The organism is Variovorax defluvii (assembly GCF_039541515.1).
Classification (GTDB): Bacteria; Pseudomonadota; Gammaproteobacteria; order Burkholderiales; family Burkholderiaceae_C; genus Variovorax; species Variovorax defluvii.
The window spans coordinates 156,106-173,004 of record NZ_BAABGJ010000081.1 but is presented as its reverse complement, the minus strand read 5'-3'; the positions used below and the strand labels follow the sequence as shown (position 1 = coordinate 173,004).

Below are 16,899 nucleotides of genomic sequence, written 5' to 3'. Positions count from 1 at the left end.
CTGCTGGAGATGCGCGCCATCACCAAGACCTTCCCCGGCGTGAACGCGCTGGACGACGTCAACCTCGCCGTGCGCGCGGCCGAGATCCATGCGGTGGTCGGCGAGAACGGCGCGGGCAAGTCCACGCTGATGAAGGTGCTCAGCGGGGTGTACCCCGCAGGCAGCTACACCGGCGAGATCCGCTTCGACGGCGAGACGCGGCGCTTCCGCGGCATCGCCGACAGCGAGGCGCTGGGCATCATCATCATCCACCAGGAGCTGGCACTCGTGCCGCTGCTGTCGATCGCCGAGAACATCTTCCTCGGCAACGAGACGGCGCGCCGGGGCATCATCGACTGGGGCGAGGCCTGGCGCCGCACCGGCGAGCTGCTGGCCAAGGTGGGGCTCAAGCAGCGCCCGACCACGCTCGTCACCGACCTGGGCGTGGGCCAGCAACAGCTGGTGGAAATCGCCAAGGCGCTGTCGAAGAAGGTGCGCCTGCTCATCCTCGACGAGCCCACCGCCAGCCTCAACGAGAGCGACAGCGACGCACTGCTGGCGCTGCTGCTGGAACTCAAGGCGCAAGGCATCGCCTCGATCCTCATCTCGCACAAGCTGGGCGAGATCGCCAAGGTGGCCGATTCGATCACCGTGCTGCGCGACGGCGGCACGGTCGAGACCCTGGACTGCCGGGCCGCCCCGATCAGCGAGGACCGCATCATCCGCGGCATGGTCGGGCGCGACATGGCGCACCGCTACCCCGAGCGCTCGCCGCGCATCGGCGAGCGGGTGCTGGAGGTGAGCAACTGGCGTGTGCACCACGCCCAGCATGCCGACCGCGAGCAGATCAAGGGCGTGGACCTGCACGTGTGCCGCGGCGAGATCGTCGGCATCGCGGGCCTGATGGGCGCCGGCCGCACCGAGTTCGCGATGAGCGTGTTCGGCCGCTCGTACGGCCAGCGCATCAGCGGCACGGTGCGCATGCACGGCCGGGAAGTCGATGTCAGCACCATCCGAAAGGCCATCGACCACGGCATCGCCTACGTCACCGAGGACCGCAAGGGGGCCGGGCTGGTGCTGGAAGAGGACATCCGCACCAACATCAGCCTGGCCAACCTGGAGGCCGTGTCGGACGCCATGGTGATCGACGAGGGCCGCGAGTACCAGGTGGCGAACGACTACCGCCGCGCGCTGCGGATTCGCTGCGCGGACGTCTACCAGCAGGTGGTCAACCTCTCGGGCGGCAACCAGCAGAAGGTGGTGCTGAGCAAGTGGCTCTTCGCCCATCCGGAGCTGCTGATTCTCGACGAGCCGACGCGCGGCATCGACGTCGGCGCGAAGTACGAGATCTACACCATCGTCGACCGCCTCGCGAGCGAGGGCAAGGGCATCCTGATGATCTCGTCGGAGATGCCGGAGCTGCTGGGCATGTGCGACCGGATCTACGTGATGAACGAAGGCCGCTTCGTCGCCGAGTTTCCGGCGGCGCAGGCCTCGCAGGAGCGCATCATGCGCGCGATCGTGAATGCAGGGGGCGGCGGCCATGGCCAATGAATCGCAGGTGGCGGAGGCTGCACCGGGCCTGGAGGCCCCCGCAGGCCAGGCCGCCATGCACCCGGGATTCCTGAAGGACAACCTGCGCGAATACGGCATGCTGATCTCGCTGGTCGCGATCATGGTGCTGTTCCAGGTGCTGACCGACGGCACGCTGCTGCAGCCGCTCAACCTCACCAACCTGGTGCTGCAGAACAGCTACATCGTGATCATGGCGCTGGGCATGCTGCTGGTGATCGTCTCGGGCCACATCGACCTGTCGGTGGGCTCGGTCTGCGGCTTCATCGGTGCGCTGGCCGCGGTGCTGATGGTGGAGTACGACTGGCATTTCGTGCCTGCCTTCATCGCCTGCCTGGTCGCCGGCGGCGTGATCGGCGCGGCGCAGGGCTGGTTCGTCGCCTACTTCCGCGTGCCCTCCTTCATCGTCACGCTGGCCGGCATGCTCGTGTTCAAGGGGCTGGCGCTGGCGCTGCTGGCGGGGCAGTCGGTCGGGCCTTTTCCGGTGACCTTCCAGCGCCTGAGCTCGGGCTTCATTCCAGAAGTCTTCGCCGCCGACGGCCTGCGCATGACCTCGCTCGGGCTCGGCGCGCTGGCGGCCGCGGCGCTCGTGTTCTTCAAGCTGCGCGGCCGGGCGCAGCTGGCGCGGCACGGCATGGAGACGGAGCCCTTCGCCTTCTTCCTGGCGAAGAACGCCATCTTCGCCGCGATCATTCTCTTCTTCAGCTGGCTGCTGGCCTCGTACAAGGGCCTGCCGAACGTGCTGATCGTGATGGCGGTGCTGATCGTGGCCTACGACTTCGTCGCCACCCGCACCACCGTCGGCCGGCGCATCTATGCGCTGGGCGGCAACGAGAAGGCAGCCCGGCTCTCCGGCATCCGGACGCAGCGCCTGACCTTCCTGGCCTTCGTCAACATGGGTGTGCTGGCCGCGCTCGCAGGGCTGGTGTTCGCCGCGCGCCTGAACACCGCCACGCCCAAGGCGGGGCTGGGCTTCGAGCTGGACGTGATCGCCGCCTGCTTCATCGGCGGCGCCTCGGCCTCGGGCGGCGTGGGCAGGGTCATGGGCGCGGTGATCGGCGCCTTCGTCATGGGCGTGATGAACAACGGCATGTCCATTCTCGGCATCGGCATCGACTACCAGCAGGTCATCAAGGGCCTGGTGCTGCTGGCGGCGGTGCTGGTGGACGTGTACAACAAGAACAAGTGAGACCCTCGGAGACCCCCATGCAGCCAGTGCTGGAGCTAACGGGCATTTGCAAGCAGTTCGCCGGCGTGGATGCGCTGCGCGACGTGCAACTGCGCCTGTACCCCGGCGAGATCCATGCGCTGATGGGGCAGAACGGCGCGGGCAAGTCCACCCTCATCAAGGTGCTGACCGGCGCGCTGCCCTCGGGCGGCGGCAGCATGAAGCTCGACGGCGAGGCGATCCGGCCGGCCTCGCCGCTGGAAGCGCAGAAGCTCGGCATCAGCACCGTCTACCAGGAGGTCAACCTCTGCCCCAATCTCTCGGTGGCCGAGAACATGTTCGCCGGGCGCTATCCGCGGCACGGCGCGGCGCAGGGCTGGCGCATCGACTGGCGGGCGGTGAACCGTCGCGCGCGCGAGCTGCTGGCACGGATCGGGCTGGACATCGACGTCTCGCGGCTGCTGTCGAGCTACCCCGTCGCGGTGCAGCAGATGGTCGCGATCGCGCGGGCGCTGGGGGTCTCGTCGAAGGTGCTGATCCTCGACGAGCCGACCTCCAGCCTGGACGAGGACGAGGTGCGCAAGCTCTTCGAGGTGCTGCGCAAGCTGCGCGGCGAGGGCCTGGCGATCGTCTTCGTGACCCATTTCCTCAACCAGGTCTATGCGGTGTCGGACCGCATCACCGTGCTGCGCAATGGCGCCTGGGTGGGCGAGTGGCGCTGCGCCGAGCTGGGGCCGCAGGCGCTGATCGCCGCCATGCTGGGCCGCGAACTGGCGGTGCAGTCCGGGCGCACGGCGGGGCTGCCCGCCGTCGGCGTCGACGCGCCCGCGCTGCTGGAGGCGCAGGGACTGGCGCAGGCCGGACAGTTGCAGCCGGTGGACCTGCGCGTGCGGGCCGGCGAGATCGTGGGCCTGGCGGGTCTGCTGGGCGCGGGCCGCACCGAGCTGGCGCGACTGCTCTTCGGGCTGGAGGCGCCGGACCGCGGGCAGCTGCGCATCGACGGCGAGGTGGTGCGCTTCGCGAGCCCGGCCGATGCGATCCGCCACGGCATCGCGCTGTGCCCGGAGGAGCGCAAGACCGATGGCATCGTCGCCGAACTGTCGGTGCGGGAGAACATCGCGCTGGCGCTGCAGGCGCGGCGGGGTGTGCGCCGCTTCCTCTCGCGCGCCGAGCAGGCGGCGCTGGCCGAGCGCTACGTGCAGGCGCTGGACATCAAGACCGCCAGCGTCGACACGCCCATCGGCCAGCTCTCCGGGGGCAACCAGCAGAAGGCCATCATCGCGCGCTGGCTCGCGACCGAGCCGCGCCTCCTGATCCTCGACGAGCCCACGCGCGGCATCGACGTCGCGGCCAAGCAGGAAATCATGGCGCAGATCGTGCGCCTGGCGCAGGCCGGCATGGCGGTGCTCTTCATTTCCTCGGAGATGAGCGAGGTGGTGCGCGTGGCCCATCGGATCGTGGTGTTGCGCGACCGTGCCAAGGTGGGCGAGCTGCCGGCCGGCAGCTCCGAGGACGAAGTGTGCGAACTGATTGCGGCGACACATGAATAACACGCCTGCGCCCAGCTTCGTCGCCGCGGCATGGCGCCACCGGCTGGCCTGGCCGCTGCTGACGCTGGTGCTGCTGCTCGTGCTCAACGCGGCCTTCAATCCCGGCTTCCTGCACCTCGAATGGCGCGACGGGCACCTCTACGGCAGCCTGATCGACATCCTCAACCGCGCGGCGCCGCTGGTGCTGGTGTCGCTGGGCATGACGCTGGTGATCGCCACCCGCGGCATCGACATCTCCGTCGGCGCCGTGGTCGCCATCGCGGCGGCCACCGCGGCCTGGATGATCGGCGGCGCGGTCTCGGGCGAGGTCAGCCGCTTCCCGATGCCGGTGGCGATCGCGGCAGCCGTCGGCATCGCGCTGGTGTGCGGACTGTGGAACGGGTTGCTGGTGGCTCGCGTCGGGATGCAGCCCATCATCGCCACGCTGATCCTGATGGTGGCCGGGCGCGGCATCGCGCAGCTGATCACCGGCGGGCAGATCATCACCCTCTACTACCAGCCCTTCTTCTTCCTCGGTAGCGGTTATCTGCTGGGCTTGCCGTTCTCGCTGTTCGTGGTGGGGCTGCTGTTCGTGTTGCTGTATCTGGCGATCACGCGGACCGCCCTGGGCCTCTTCATCCAGGCGGTGGGCATCAACCCCACGGCGGCCCGCGTGGCCGGCGTGCAGGCGCGGCGGCTGATCGTGGGCGCCTATGCCTTCTGCGGGGCCTGCGCCGGCGTCGCGGGCCTCTTGATCAGTTCCAACGTGAAGAGCGCGGACGGCAACAACGCCGGCCAGCTGCTCGAGCTGGACGCGATCCTGGCCGTCACCCTGGGCGGCACCGCTCTGACCGGTGGGCGCTTCAGCCTGGTGGGCAGCGTGATCGGCGCACTGATCATCCAGACGCTGACTTACGCCATCTACTCGATGGGCGTGCCGCCCGAGATCAACCTGGTGGTGAAGGCGGTGGTGGTGTTCGCGGTGATGCTGCTGCAGTCGCCGGAGTTCCGGGCCACCATCGGCGTGCTGGTGCGCCGGCCCAGCGAGGGGGCCCCATGAGCGCGGTGATGGACAAGCGCGAGGCGCCTTCGCACGCGGCGGCACCGGGCACCGGCCGCCGCACCCGCTACAACCCGAAGTACCTGCCGCTGGCCGCCACCGTTTCGCTCTTCGTCGCGATGGGCGCGCTGGGCTCGGTGCTCTACGACGGCTTCTTCTCGCTCCAGGTCTTCCTCAACCTGCTGATCGACAACGCCTTCCTCATCGTGGTGGCGGTCGGCATGACCTTCGTCATCCTCTCGGGCGGCATCGACCTGTCGGTGGGCTCGGTGATCGCGCTGACCACCATGGTCTCGGCCTCGCTGGTGGAAAAGCATGGCTGGAGCCCCGCGGCCGTGCTCCCGCTGGTGTTGCTCATGGGCACGGCCTTCGGCGGGGTGATGGGCGTGCTGATCGAGCGCTTCCGGCTGCAGCCCTTCATCGTCACGCTGGCCGGCATGTTCCTGGCGCGGGGGCTGTGCTACCTGATCAGCATCGACTCGATCAGCATCGGCAACGAGTTCTATGCCGCGGTGTCGCAGCTGCGCATCCCGGTGGTCGGCGGCGCTTCGCTGTCGGTGAGCGCCGTGATCGCGCTGGCGGTGCTGCTGGCGGCGGTGTTCGTCGCGCACTGCACGCCCTTCGGCCGCACCGTCTACGCCATCGGCGGCAGCGAGCAGTCGGCCATGTTGATGGGCTTGCCGGTGCGCTCCACGCTGGTGGGCGTGTATGCGTTGTCGGGCTTCTGCTCGGCGCTGGCCGGCGTGATCTTCACCTTCTACATGCTCTCGGGCTACGGCCTGCACGCGATGGGGCTGGAGCTGGATGCCATCGCTGCGGTGGTGATCGGCGGCACCCTGCTGACCGGCGGCGTGGGCTACGTGGCCGGCACGCTGTTCGGCGCGCTCACGCTCGGGATCATCCAGACCCTGATCGCCTTCGACGGCTCGCTGAGCTCCTGGTGGACGCGCATCGTCGTGGGCGCGCTGCTGTTCTTCTTCTGCCTGCTGCAGCGCTTCTTCACCGCGCGGGTGCCGCGGCGCTGAGACCGCTTCCTGTCCGTTCCCAACGAGGCCCATTCGATGCCGGATGCTTCCAAGAAACTACGTTCCGCTCAATGGTTCGGCCCGGCCGACAAGAACGGCTTCATGTACCGCAGCTGGATGAAGAACCAGGGCATCCCGGACCACGAGTTCGACGGCCGCCCGATCGTGGGCATCTGCAACACCTGGTCCGAACTCACGCCCTGCAACGCGCACTTCCGCAAGATCGCGGAGCACGTCAAGCGCGGCATCTCGGAAGCCGGCGGCTTTCCGGTGGAGTTCCCGGTGTTCTCCAACGGCGAGTCGAACCTGCGGCCGACCGCGATGCTCACGCGCAACCTGGCCAGCATGGACGTGGAGGAGGCGATCCGCGGCAATCCCATCGATGCGGTGGTGCTGCTCGCCGGCTGCGACAAGACCACGCCGGCGCTGCTGATGGGCGCGGCCAGCTGCGACGTCCCGGCCATCGTGGTGAGCGGCGGGCCGATGCTCAACGGCAAGCTGGAGGGCCGCGACATCGGCTCGGGCACCGCGGTGTGGCAGCTGCACGAATCGCTCAAGGCCGGGGAGATCGACCTGCACCAGTTCCTCGCGGCCGAGGGCGGCATGTCGCGCTCGGCGGGCACCTGCAACACCATGGGAACGGCCTCGACCATGGCCTGCGTGGCCGAGGCGTTGGGTGTGGCGCTGCCGCACAACGCGGCCATTCCGGCGGTGGATGCGCGCCGCTACGTGCTGGCGCAGATGTCGGGCGCGCGGGTGGTGGCCATGGCCCGCGAGGGGCTGACCCTGTCGAAGATCCTCACGCGCGCGGCCTTCGAGAACGCGATTCGGGTGATCGCGGCCATCGGCGGCTCGACCAACGCGGTGATCCATCTGAAGGCGATCGCCGGCCGCATCGGCGTCGATCTGGCGCTGGAGGACTGGACGCGCATCGGCCGCGGCACGCCCACCCTGGTCGACCTGATGCCGTCGGGCCGCTTCCTGATGGAGGAGTTCTACTACGCGGGCGGTTTGCCGGCGGTGCTGCGCCGCCTGGGCGAGGCCGGGCTGCTGCCGCACCCGGACGCGCCCACCGTCAACGGCCGTTCGCTCTGGGACAACGTGCGCGATGCGCCCAGCTACAACGACGAGGTCATCCGCCCGCTCGACAAGCCGCTGCTGGGGGATGGTGGCATCTGCATCCTGCGCGGCAACCTGGCGCCGCGCGGGGCGGTGCTCAAGCCCTCGGCGGCCACGCCGGCGCTGCTGAAGCACCGCGGCCGCGCGGTGGTGTTCGAGGACTTCGACGACTACAAGCGGCGCATCGGCGACGAGTCGCTGGAGGTCGATGCGAACTCCGTGCTGGTCATGAAGAACTGCGGCCCGCGCGGCTACCCCGGCATGGCCGAGGTGGGCAACATGGGTCTGCCGCCCAAGCTGCTGCGCCAGGGCATCAAGGACATGGTTCGCATCTCCGACGCGCGCATGAGCGGCACGGCCTACGGCACGGTGGTGCTGCACGTTGCGCCCGAGGCCGCGGCGGGCGGGCCGCTGGCGGCGGTGCGCGACGGCGACTGGATCGAGCTGGACTGCGAGGCCGGCCGCCTTCACCTGGACATTGCCGACGAGGAACTCGCGGCGCGGCTGGCGGCACGCTCCCAAGCGGGGCCTGCGGCGCCGGCCGCGCGCGGCGGCTATGCCCGCCTCTACATCGACCATGTGCTGCAGGCCGACGAAGGCTGCGACTTCGACTTCCTGGTCGGCTGCCGCGGCGCGGAGGTGCCGCGCCATTCGCACTGAACTGCCTTTTCCTGGAGCCTGCATGAGCCTGAACACGCCGCGCTACCGCGGCATTTTCCCCGTAGTGCCCACCACCTTCACCGAGGCCGGCGAACTCGACCTCGAGAGCCAGAAGCGCTGCATCGACTTCATGATCGATGCCGGCTCGGACGGCCTGTGCATCCTGGCGAACTTCTCCGAGCAGTTCCTGCTGGCCGACGAGGAGCGCGAAGTGCTGACGCGCACCGCGCTCGAGCATGTGAAGGGGCGCGTGCCGGTGATCGTCACCACCACCCACACCAGCACGCAGGTGTGTGCCGCCCGCAGCCGGCGCGCGCAGGACATGGGCGCGGCCATGGTGATGGTGATGCCGCCTTACCACGGCGCCACCTTCCGCTTCTCGGAGCCGCAGATCCATGCCTTCTACGCGCGGCTGTCGGATGCCATCGACATCCCCGTCATCATCCAGGACGCGCCGGCGAGCGGCACGCCGCTGTCCGCGGCCTTCCTCGCGCGGATGGCGATGGAGATCGAGCATGTCGCTTACTTCAAGATCGAGACCGCGGGTGCCGCATCGAAGCTGCGCGAGCTGATCCGCCTCGGCGGCCAGGCCATCGAGGGACCGTGGGACGGCGAGGAGGCCATCACGCTGCTGCCCGACCTGGACGCGGGAGCCACCGGCTCGATGACCGGGGGCGGCTACCCGGACGGCATCCGTCCCATCATCGAGGCCCATCGCCAAGGCGAGCGCGAGAAGGCGCTTGCGCTTTACGAGCGCTGGCTGCCGCTGATCAACTACGAGAACCGCCAGGCTGGTTTCCTGGCCGCGAAGGCGCTGATGAAGGAGGGCGGCGTGATCGCCTGCGAGGCGCCGCGGCATCCCTGGCCGAGGCTGCATCCGCAGACGCGCGAGGGGCTGATCGAGGTGGCCCGGCGGCTCGATCCGCTGGTGCTGCGGTGGGGGCGGTGAAGGCTGGTGCCAGCGTTCTCGTGTACCCCGCCGACGCTTAAACAAAAATGTTCAGGAGAAGCTTGGTTCGAATATCCGCCAGCCACCGAACGCGGAAGTGATCCGCCAACTGCCGCAACTGTGCCTTCGCAATTCCCGCCTCCTCTCCCATCGCTTCGAGCGAACTCACCTGGTCGAGCAGCCCCAACAAATGGCTCGCTCTGATGGCGGCCTTATCCGTGGTGGAAATGAGCAAAGTGGCTGGGACGGGCGCGTTGCCATGGAGCCAGGCCATCAAATGAAGCTCGCCGTCGTCCAGGGCGGGCAGGTCTGAGCGTTCAATGGCGAGCAAAGCCAACAGCTCGTCATCGACGATGTGACGCGCTGCAAGTCCGTTCGTCAGTGCTTGCCGATCTATCGTGAGGCGGCTTGGATTGAGCGGATCGCCGGTGCAAGCTTCCTCTATGCATTTCTCGACTGTCTCGATGGCGAAGCGATTGCAGAGCGCTCCCCAGCAGTTCGTGCGGAAGGCTTCGATGATGATGCATGTGTCGACCAGAACACGCTGTTTCGGCATTCCCCGCGCTCACATGGCAAATGGCAGGGGCTTGCTGTGTTCTTCGAACAACTCTGCAAGCTTTGGAAGCGTGAGTCCCAAGGCCTTGGCGACCTTGCGCGCCGAGACGTGGCCGTGCTCGATTCCAGCGTGGACCTGGGCGACGAACGAATCAGAGTACCGTTTGGGCTTGGGTGAATCGATCAAACCGGACTTGGCTTGGCAAAGTCGAAGGCGCACCGTTTCATCGATCCGCTTCGCGTTGAACAAGCGCCATGCGAGTGCTGCGGGCGACACCTGCAAGCGGTCGGCAACCTCGACGAGGTGGGCTACATCACCGAATGCGCGCGCGTCGATCAGTTTGTCCAGGCTCACGGTCGGCATGAGCAGCCCGGACGCAAAATTGTCCGCAAGTTGCTCGATGCGCTTCGCCTTGCCACGCGCGGCCTGCGCGCTGACATCGAGGCGCTCCGGCCTCATGGCATTCCAGGTCATCGCATGAAAAAGCTCATGTGCCGCATCGAAGTGACGCCGCGCGGGTGATTCATTGCGGTTGATCAGGATCACACCCAGATCGGGCAGATGGCAAGTCGCGCCGGAAATGCCAGCTTCGCCCTCGGCGGAGGGCGAGGGATCGATGTACAGAACGGCGATGTCCAATGCAGACTCGATGCGATCTATCAGCCGCTCCGCCGGAGGGCTGCCCAACTCCAGATTCTGGGCCACGGCCTCGCCCGAGGCGAGCGCTTCCTCGTAGGTGGACAAGATCGTCAGCCGGAGGGCCAAGGAGAAAGGCGGCGCACTGCCCGGTTGGCAACGCCGCAGAAATCGCAGCATCCCGATCAGGCGGCCAGCGCGCTCTTCGAAGGCGTCCAGGGTCTTCGCGGGGACCCGCTCATTGGCGCGCCATGAGAACGCGGCCTCGCCGGCCACGACGAAAGGGTCCAGAAAGTGTTCGATGTCGTAGTCGAGGACTTCGGCAATCCTCAAGAGCTCCTTGGGCTTGACCTTGCGGTCGCCCTGCTCGATCGCAGAGAGCGTCTGTCGGTCTGCGAAGCCCAAGTCGGAGGTGAGGCTGTCCTGGGTCATGCCCCGTGACTCGCGCGCGGCCTTGATGCGGAGGCCCAATGCACGCGCGGAGATGGACGGCCCAGCATCCTTGGCGCTGGTGAGGTCGATTCCATTCATTTCGACAGTCTAGTCTTGCGTTTTCTTGATTGCAAGATTTGTGGCGGCCGGAGCGCCGGGCAACGCCGCCGGTGTGGCCGCGGTGCCGCACTGGGCAAACTCCCGGACACTCCGTCGGCACTGGACGACACTCGTCCGTCGCCATCGGCGCGAAGATCGCGAAATGACCTACCAGCTCCACTACTGGCCCACCATCCAGGGCCGCGGCGAGTTCGTGCGGCTCGCGCTGGAGGCCGCCGGTGCCGAGTACGTCGATGTGGCGCGCGCGCCGCCGGGCCAGGGCGGAGGCGAGGCCGCGCTGGTCGGGCGGCTGCGCGACCCCGGCAATCCGCGTGCCGCCTTCGCGCCACCCTTCCTGGTGGACGGCGACGTGGTGGTGGGGCAGACGGCCGCCATCCTCCTGTACCTCGGCCCGCGGCTCGGGCTGTCCGGCACCGGCGAGACCGATGCGCTGTGGACGCACCAGCTGCAGCTCACCATTGCCGATGCGGTGGGCGAGGCGCACGACACGCACCATCCGATCTCCACCGGCGCCTACTACGAAGACCAGCGCGAAGCGGCCCGGGCCCGCGCCAGGGCTTTCCGAGAGGAGCGCATTCCGAAGTTCCTCGACTGGTTCGAGCGCGTGCTGCAGCTCAATCCCTCGGGCGACCTGCACTTGGTGGGCGACAGCCTGAGCTATGCCGATCTCTCGCTGTTCCAGCTCGTGGCCGGGCTGCGCTACGCCTTCCCGAAGGCCACGGCGCGCGCGTTGGCGAACACGCCGGCGGTGGTGAAACTCCATGCCAACATCGCCCGCCGGCAGCGGGTGCGCGACTACCTCGACAGTCCGCGGCGCATCCCGTTCAACGAGGAAGGCATCTTCCGGTGCTACCCGGAACTGGATGGTTGATCACGCTCGCCGCGCAGGCGCAGCGCCAATTCGTAGAGTGCATTGCGCGGTGCCCCGCTGATCTCGGCGGCGAGCCGTACCGCGCTCTTGAGCGGCAGCTCGGCCAGCAGCAGGCGCAGCACCCGCTCGCCCTCGGCGTTGTCGTCCTGCGCAGCGGGCCGGGGATGCAGCACCAGCGCGAACTCGCCGCGTGTGCGGTCTCGGCCGGCAGCCAGCCAGGCGGGCAGGGCGGCGGCCGTCGTGGTGGCGATCTCCTCGAACTGCTTGGTGAGTTCACGCCCCAGCGTCACGCGCCGTTCGCCCAGCATGGACAGGGCCCGTGCCAAGGCCTCGATGCGGTGCGGCGCCTCCAGCAGCACCACGCTGCGCGGCTCGGCCGCCAGGGCCTGCACCGCGGCTTCGCGCTCGCCGGCCTTGCTGGGCAGGAAGCCGGCAAAGACGAAGGCGCCTTCGTCCGCGCCGCCCACCAGCCCGGCGGCCGCGACCAGGGTCGTCACGCTGCTGGCGCCGGGCAGCGGCAGCACGCGCAGGCCGGCCTCGTGCACGGCGGCCGCGAGGCGCGCACCCGGGTCGCTGACGCCGGGGGTGCCGGCGTCGCTGACGTAGGCGATGCGCTCGCCGGCCGCCAGGCGCGCCACCACGGCCTGGGCCGCCTCGGCCTCGTTGTGCTGGTGCAGCGCGAGCAGCTGCGAGGACGGGCGCTCGATGCCGTAGGCGCGAAGCAGGCCTTGCGTGTGGCGCGTGTCCTCGCAGGCCACCGCGTCGACGATCTGCAGCACCTGGAGCGCGCGCAGCGTGATGTCCGCCAGGTTGCCGATCGGCGTCGCGACCATGTAGAGCGTGCCTTCGGGATAATGCTGGGCGCCCGCGGCATCGCGCGCGGCCTGCAAGGCGGCGCCGAAAGAGGCGGGGGCAAGGGAGGTCAAGGGTGTTTCTCCAGAACAAGAAGGTGGCGCGCGCCACCACCAAGCAGCGCGGCGACGCGGCGGAAGATGCCGCGCTCGCGCATCTGCAGGCCGCCGGCCTGGTGCTGGTCGCGCGCAATTATCGAACGCCGGGCCGCGGCGGCGGCGAGATCGATCTGGTCATGCGCGATCCGCGCGACGGCGCGCTGGTCTTCGTCGAGGTGCGCCAGCGCGCGGGCGCGAGCCATGGCGGCGCGGCAGGCAGCATCACGGCCGGCAAGCGCCGGCGCATCGTGTTCGCCGCGCGCCACTACCTGAGCCGGCTGCGTGTGCTGCCGCCGTGCCGCTTCGACGTGGTGCTGGTGGAGGCGCACATCGAGTGGATCCGCGCGGCCTTCGATGCGGATTGAATGCATGCAGCCACATCCGTGGAACCCTTGTCGCGCACGGCACTCAAGGGCAGCAGTACCTTTTGTTTCCTGACGCGCAGTTATCATCCCGGCCCATGCTCGAGCAACGGATCCAGCAGCATTTCATCGACAGCGCGGACCTCAAATACCAGGCAGGCCCGCTCCTCAGCAAACCGATCTCCCAGGCGATGCAGGCGCTGCTCGTCTGCGTGACCAGCGGCGGCAAGATCCTGGCCTGCGGTGCCGGCGTCTCGGGCCTGCTGGCCGCACAGTTCGCGGCGCAGTTCGTCGGCCGCTTCGAACGCGAACGCCCGGGGCTGGCGGCCATCGCGCTGCCGCTCGATGACCCGGCCGACCCGGCTGCGGACACCGAGGCCGCCGCCGATCCCGATCGCTTCGCGCGCCAGGTGCGCGCGCTGGGGCAGGGGGGCGACGTGCTGTTGGCCCTGAGCGCGAGCGGCCAGTCGGCCGCCGTCCTGGCCGCGGTCGAAGCGGCGCACGCGCGCGACATGAGCGTGATCGCCCTGCTCGGCAACGCGGCCGGCGGTGGCGCGAGCAGCAATCCCGGCGGCGCCGTCGGTCGTGCGCTGCGTGAAACCGATGTCCAGGTCTGCGTGCCGCACGAGCGTGCGGCGCGCATCCACGAAGTCCATCTCCTCGCGTTGCACTGCCTGTGCGACGGGGTCGATGCCCAGTTACTCGGAGAACAGGAAGGTTCCTTATGACGTTGACATCCATCCATCGCCTCGTACTGGCCGCAGCGGCCGGTGCCGGGCTGGCCGTGAGCCTGTCCGCCTGCGTGCCGCTGGTGGTCGGCGGTGCCGCGGTGGTGGGCGCAGGCATGGTGGCCACCGATCGCCGCAGCTCCGGCGCGCAGCTGGACGACCAGGGCATCGAGTTGCGCGCCGCCGCTCGCGTGCGCGAGATCGCCAATGACCAGATGTACGTCAGCGTCACCAGCTTCAACCGCCAGGTGCTGCTGACGGGCGCCGTCGGCAGCGAGGCCGACAAGCGCCGCGTGGAAGACGTGGTGCGCCGCGTGGACAACGTGCGCTCGGTGGTCAACGAGCTCACGATCGGCGCGCCGAGCACCTTCCAGCAGCGCTCCAACGACACCCTCATCGTGGGCAAGATCAAGGCCTCGCTGCTCGATGCCAAGGACGTCTTCGCCAATTCGTTCAAGGTGGTTGTCGAGCGCGGAACCGTCTACCTGATGGGCATCGCCACCCGACGCGAGACCGACCGGGCCACCGACATCGCGCGCGGCGTGTCGGGCGTGGAGAAGGTGGTGCGGGTGGTCGAGGTCGTCAGCGAGGCGGAACTGGCCGGACAGGGCGGCGGTACCGGCGCCGCGCCCGCGTCGCGCTCGAACGTGCCGCTGCCGCCGATGGAGCCCCTGCCGCCCGTCAATTCGCCTTCGTCCGGGGCCGCGCCCTCGGGTGGCGCGGGCGTCGTGGCGACGCCGGTCCGGTAAGAAGCAGAGGCCGAAGCGGGCCCGGCCGGGGCGCTGGTGCAGCCCCGGGCCAGAGCAGCTCAGCCCAGTCGCGTGATGAGGCTGGAGGTGTCCCAGCGATTTCCGCCGGCCTGCTGCACGTCCGCATAGAAATGGTCGACCAGCGCGGTCACCGGCAGCCGCGCGCCGTTGCGCCTGGCCTCGTCGAGCACCAGGCCCAGATCCTTGCGCATCCAGTCGACCGCGAAGCCGAAGTCGAATTTGCCTTCGACCATGGTCTTGCCGCGGTTGTCCATCTGCCAGCTCTGCGCGGCGCCCTTGCCGATCACGGCCAGCACTTCGTTCATGTCCAGCCCGGCGCGCTGGCCGAAAGCGATGGCTTCCGAGAGGCCCTGCACCAGGCCGGCGATGGCGATCTGGTTGACCATCTTGGCGAGCTGGCCTGCGCCGCTCTCGCCCAGGCGCGTGACGGCGCGCGCGAAGGCGCCGATCACCGGTTTCGTGCGCTCGAAGGCTGCGGCGTCGCCGCCGCACATCACCGTCAGCACACCGTTCTGAGCGCCGGCCTGCCCGCCGGAGACGGGCGCGTCGATGAACTGCAGGCCGCGCTCGACCGCCGCCTTCGCGAGCTCGCGTGCCACGTCGGCCGACGCGGTGGTGTGGTCGACGAAGACGGCGCCTTTGGCCATGCCGGCGAAGGCGCCGTCGTCGCCCAGCACCACCGAGCGCAGGTCGTCGTCGTTGCCGACGCAGCAGAAGACGAAGTCGGCACCGGTGGCGGCTTCGCGCGGCGTGGGCGCATGGCGCCGGCGGCCCTTGGCCTGGGCGGCGAACTCCCGCTGCCAGGCGGCGGACTTCGCCGCCGTGCGGTTGTAGACCGCCACGTCATGGCCCGCCAATGCCAGGTGGCCGGCCATGGGATAGCCCATCACGCCGAGGCCGAGGAAGGCGACGCGTTGCGAGGGGGAGGGGTCGTAGGTCTTGGGGGTGAGGCTGCTCATGGGGCGGGAGCTTAGTCCGTTTTTGATGTGGACCTTGCCGCATGCGCTCCAGCCCTCGGGATGCAACGTGAAAAGTCGCCAATTGTCGCGAAGTCGCCTGCGGTGCTTCAGATTTTCCTAGGATGCGCGCCGCACCGAAGGTGCACCTCGATCTCGTTCACGCACGAGATATTCACATCCAAGCACCAGACATACCTTGACCTTCTTCCACCAAAGCGCGTCCCGGCGCGGCGAATCCGATCGAGCCTGGGCGCTGGTCACCGGGGGCTCGGGCCGTGGCGGCGCCGCCATCGTCCGGGCGCTGCATGCACGCGGCTTGTCGGTCGTGATCCATCACACGCCACGGTCGCTCGACAAGGCGATGGCTCTGCAAGCCGAACTCGAGCGGTTGCGACCGAGCACGACCGAACTCTGGGCGGCTGACTTTTCGGCAGAGGATTTCTCGGTGCCAGCGTGGCTCGCGTCCAAGGGCGTGGCCGTTCTCGTGTGCAATGCCTCGGCCTACCACGCGAGCGACGTTGGCGACATCGAGCGCACCCACATCGACATCGCAATCCACGTCGCCGCCCACGCCAACATCCTCGCCGCATTGCGGCCGACACCCGGTCAGCGGCAATCGCTTCGTTCGGTCGTAGCGATCACCGACATCGCGGTCGATCGCGCGCCCAGAGGACATGTGCCGTACACGACGGCCAAGGGTGCGTTGCAGTCCATGATCCTCGCGCTTGCAAACGAATGGGCTCCGCATGTGCGATTCAATGTCGTTCAGGGTCGCAGGAGCAACGAGTATGGCCTCACCGATATCTTCGGAGAACTCGCCAGCGCCGTCGTCTACTTGGCCATTGATGCCGCAGATGCAACCGGTCAGGTTTTAGTGGCCGAAGGTTGGTGGCCGAAGCCACCCACTGTGCGTGAACAACAAGCTTCATGGAGAACAAGATGCTTCAAAGAAGGCAGCTTCTATCGGTCGCGGCCGTTGGTGCTTGGGCGCGATTCGGCCACACTGCAGAGGATCGACACGCCTTCTTGATCGTCAACGGCCACATTGGAAGGTTCACGGACGAGAAAGCGAAGGTCTACCGGTTCAGCGAAGTCGACTTCATGTCGCTCCCTCAAGCCTCTATCGCCACCTCGACCCCCTGGACTGCGAGATCGAAGTTTGAAGGTCCTCTGCTTTTCGATGTGCTCAAGCACGTCGGGGCCATGGGTTCGCGCTTGGACCTGATGGCGCTAGATGACTACAGCGTCAGCATCCCAGTGTCTGATCTCAAGGCCTTCGGTCCGATCCTGGCGCACACGCGAGACGGTAAGCGCATGACTTCGCGCGACTTCGGTCCGTTGTTCGTGATGTACCCGAGAGACCAGTTTCCGGTCAAGCTTAATACCTTGCCGGCCCTGTCCAAGTTCATTTGGCAAGTACGCCGCATCACAGTTGTCGAATAGCAGGGCATGGC

General features: G+C 68.3%; 17 protein-coding genes. 13 read left to right on the top strand and 4 right to left on the bottom strand.

Features of this window, described 5'->3' with window-relative positions; genetic code table 11:
- Positions 1 to 9 precede the first annotated feature (9 nt).
- Genes mmsA through ABEA07_RS26345 form a run of 7 tightly spaced genes read left to right on the top strand, consistent with a single transcriptional unit; the run spans position 10 to position 9,061 of the window.
- Positions 10 to 1,533 carry a multiple monosaccharide ABC transporter ATP-binding protein gene (gene mmsA / locus ABEA07_RS26375; protein WP_345542199.1) on the top strand — a complete coding sequence of 508 codons (1,524 nt, stop codon included), beginning with the start codon at positions 10 to 12 and terminating at the stop codon, positions 1,531 to 1,533.
- 55 nt (positions 1,534 to 1,588) lie between these two features.
- Complete coding sequence (gene mmsB / locus ABEA07_RS26370; protein WP_345542197.1) at positions 1,589 to 2,740, top strand: multiple monosaccharide ABC transporter permease; 1,152 nt, start codon at positions 1,589 to 1,591, stop codon at positions 2,738 to 2,740.
- A gap of 17 nt (positions 2,741 to 2,757) precedes the next feature.
- A complete protein-coding gene (locus ABEA07_RS26365; RefSeq protein WP_345541628.1) occupies positions 2,758 to 4,269 on the top strand; it encodes a sugar ABC transporter ATP-binding protein in 1,512 nt (503 codons plus the stop codon).
- The gene (locus ABEA07_RS26360) at positions 4,262 to 5,308 is read left to right on the top strand and encodes an ABC transporter permease (RefSeq protein ID WP_345541627.1); all 1,047 of its coding nucleotides are present in this window, start codon (positions 4,262 to 4,264) and stop codon (positions 5,306 to 5,308) included. The genes ABEA07_RS26365 and ABEA07_RS26360 overlap by 8 nt, the downstream gene beginning before the upstream one ends.
- A complete protein-coding gene (gene yjfF, locus ABEA07_RS26355; protein WP_345541625.1) occupies positions 5,305 to 6,333 on the top strand; it encodes a galactofuranose ABC transporter, permease protein YjfF in 1,029 nt (342 codons plus the stop codon). The genes ABEA07_RS26360 and yjfF overlap by 4 nt, the downstream gene beginning before the upstream one ends.
- A gap of 36 nt (positions 6,334 to 6,369) precedes the next feature.
- Complete coding sequence (locus ABEA07_RS26350) at positions 6,370 to 8,112, top strand: IlvD/Edd family dehydratase (RefSeq protein ID WP_345541624.1); 1,743 nt, start codon at positions 6,370 to 6,372, stop codon at positions 8,110 to 8,112.
- Between the two features lie 22 nt (positions 8,113 to 8,134).
- Positions 8,135 to 9,061 carry a dihydrodipicolinate synthase family protein gene (locus ABEA07_RS26345; RefSeq protein WP_345541623.1) on the top strand — a complete coding sequence of 309 codons (927 nt, stop codon included), beginning with the start codon at positions 8,135 to 8,137 and terminating at the stop codon, positions 9,059 to 9,061.
- A gap of 37 nt (positions 9,062 to 9,098) precedes the next feature.
- Here ABEA07_RS26345 and ABEA07_RS26340 read toward each other — a convergent pair whose 3' ends face one another.
- Together ABEA07_RS26340 and ABEA07_RS26335 are read right to left on the bottom strand one after the other, a co-directional pair.
- Positions 9,099 to 9,617, bottom strand: a complete 519-nt coding sequence (locus ABEA07_RS26340; protein ID WP_345541622.1) for a hypothetical protein — start codon at positions 9,615 to 9,617, stop codon at positions 9,099 to 9,101.
- A 9-nt stretch (positions 9,618 to 9,626) separates the two neighbouring features.
- Positions 9,627 to 10,784 (bottom strand): helix-turn-helix domain-containing protein, encoded by a 1,158-nt coding sequence (locus ABEA07_RS26335; protein WP_345541620.1) that lies wholly within the window; start codon positions 10,782 to 10,784, stop codon positions 9,627 to 9,629.
- A gap of 163 nt (positions 10,785 to 10,947) precedes the next feature.
- On the opposite strand from ABEA07_RS26335, the gene ABEA07_RS26330 reads away from it, so the two are divergent.
- A complete protein-coding gene (locus ABEA07_RS26330; protein WP_345541619.1) occupies positions 10,948 to 11,676 on the top strand; it encodes a glutathione S-transferase in 729 nt (242 codons plus the stop codon).
- On the opposite strand, the gene rsmI is transcribed toward ABEA07_RS26330, so the two are convergent.
- The gene (gene rsmI / locus ABEA07_RS26325) at positions 11,655 to 12,602 is read right to left on the bottom strand and encodes a 16S rRNA (cytidine(1402)-2'-O)-methyltransferase (protein ID WP_345541617.1); all 948 of its coding nucleotides are present in this window, start codon (positions 12,600 to 12,602) and stop codon (positions 11,655 to 11,657) included. The two genes, ABEA07_RS26330 and rsmI, sit on opposite strands and share 22 nt — an antisense overlap.
- A gap of 2 nt (positions 12,603 to 12,604) precedes the next feature.
- Between rsmI and ABEA07_RS26320 the strand changes: the two genes are divergently transcribed.
- The 3 genes from ABEA07_RS26320 (at position 12,605) to ABEA07_RS26310 (ending at position 14,465) form a co-directional block, all read left to right on the top strand.
- Complete coding sequence (locus tag ABEA07_RS26320; protein ID WP_425584175.1) at positions 12,605 to 12,991, top strand: YraN family protein; 387 nt, start codon at positions 12,605 to 12,607, stop codon at positions 12,989 to 12,991.
- A gap of 95 nt (positions 12,992 to 13,086) precedes the next feature.
- Positions 13,087 to 13,716 (top strand): SIS domain-containing protein, encoded by a 630-nt coding sequence (locus ABEA07_RS26315; RefSeq protein WP_345542193.1) that lies wholly within the window; start codon positions 13,087 to 13,089, stop codon positions 13,714 to 13,716.
- Entirely contained in the window at positions 13,713 to 14,465 is a 753-nt protein-coding gene (locus tag ABEA07_RS26310) for a BON domain-containing protein (protein WP_345541616.1), read from the top strand. The genes ABEA07_RS26315 and ABEA07_RS26310 overlap by 4 nt, the downstream gene beginning before the upstream one ends.
- A gap of 59 nt (positions 14,466 to 14,524) precedes the next feature.
- Here ABEA07_RS26310 and ABEA07_RS26305 read toward each other — a convergent pair whose 3' ends face one another.
- Positions 14,525 to 15,445: an NAD(P)-dependent oxidoreductase gene (locus ABEA07_RS26305; protein WP_345541615.1), complete on the bottom strand. Its 921-nt coding sequence runs from the start codon at positions 15,443 to 15,445 to the stop codon at positions 14,525 to 14,527.
- Positions 15,446 to 15,641: 196 nt separating this feature from the next.
- Here ABEA07_RS26305 and ABEA07_RS26300 point away from each other — a divergent pair, with 196 nt between their 5' ends.
- Together ABEA07_RS26300 and ABEA07_RS26295 are read left to right on the top strand one after the other, a co-directional pair.
- Complete coding sequence (locus tag ABEA07_RS26300; RefSeq protein ID WP_345541613.1) at positions 15,642 to 16,475, top strand: SDR family NAD(P)-dependent oxidoreductase; 834 nt, start codon at positions 15,642 to 15,644, stop codon at positions 16,473 to 16,475.
- Positions 16,472 to 16,888: a putative pterin-binding protein gene (locus ABEA07_RS26295; protein WP_345541612.1), complete on the top strand. Its 417-nt coding sequence runs from the start codon at positions 16,472 to 16,474 to the stop codon at positions 16,886 to 16,888. The genes ABEA07_RS26300 and ABEA07_RS26295 overlap by 4 nt, the downstream gene beginning before the upstream one ends.
- Positions 16,889 to 16,899 lie beyond the last annotated feature (11 nt).

Bases quoted from the DNA above. Each gene is read 5' to 3' on its own strand.
- ABEA07_RS26365 (WP_345541628.1), top strand. From the start codon at position 2,758: ATGCAGCCAGTGCTGGAGCTAACGGGCATTTGCAAGCAGTTCGCCGGC.
- ABEA07_RS26340 (WP_345541622.1), bottom strand. From the start codon at position 9,617: ATGCCGAAACAGCGTGTTCTGGTCGACACATGCATCATCATCGAAGCC.
- ABEA07_RS26360 (WP_345541627.1), top strand. From the start codon at position 4,262: ATGAATAACACGCCTGCGCCCAGCTTCGTCGCCGCGGCATGGCGCCAC.
- ABEA07_RS26345 (WP_345541623.1), top strand. From the start codon at position 8,135: ATGAGCCTGAACACGCCGCGCTACCGCGGCATTTTCCCCGTAGTGCCC.
- ABEA07_RS26335 (WP_345541620.1), bottom strand. From the start codon at position 10,784: ATGAATGGAATCGACCTCACCAGCGCCAAGGATGCTGGGCCGTCCATC.
- ABEA07_RS26310 (WP_345541616.1), top strand. From the start codon at position 13,713: ATGACGTTGACATCCATCCATCGCCTCGTACTGGCCGCAGCGGCCGGT.
- ABEA07_RS26315 (WP_345542193.1), top strand. From the start codon at position 13,087: ATGCTCGAGCAACGGATCCAGCAGCATTTCATCGACAGCGCGGACCTC.
- ABEA07_RS26350 (WP_345541624.1), top strand. From the start codon at position 6,370: ATGCCGGATGCTTCCAAGAAACTACGTTCCGCTCAATGGTTCGGCCCG.
- ABEA07_RS26330 (WP_345541619.1), top strand. From the start codon at position 10,948: ATGACCTACCAGCTCCACTACTGGCCCACCATCCAGGGCCGCGGCGAG.
- yjfF (WP_345541625.1), top strand. From the start codon at position 5,305: ATGAGCGCGGTGATGGACAAGCGCGAGGCGCCTTCGCACGCGGCGGCA.
- mmsA (WP_345542199.1), top strand. From the start codon at position 10: ATGCGCGCCATCACCAAGACCTTCCCCGGCGTGAACGCGCTGGACGAC.
- ABEA07_RS26305 (WP_345541615.1), bottom strand. From the start codon at position 15,445: ATGAGCAGCCTCACCCCCAAGACCTACGACCCCTCCCCCTCGCAACGC.
- mmsB (WP_345542197.1), top strand. From the start codon at position 1,589: ATGCACCCGGGATTCCTGAAGGACAACCTGCGCGAATACGGCATGCTG.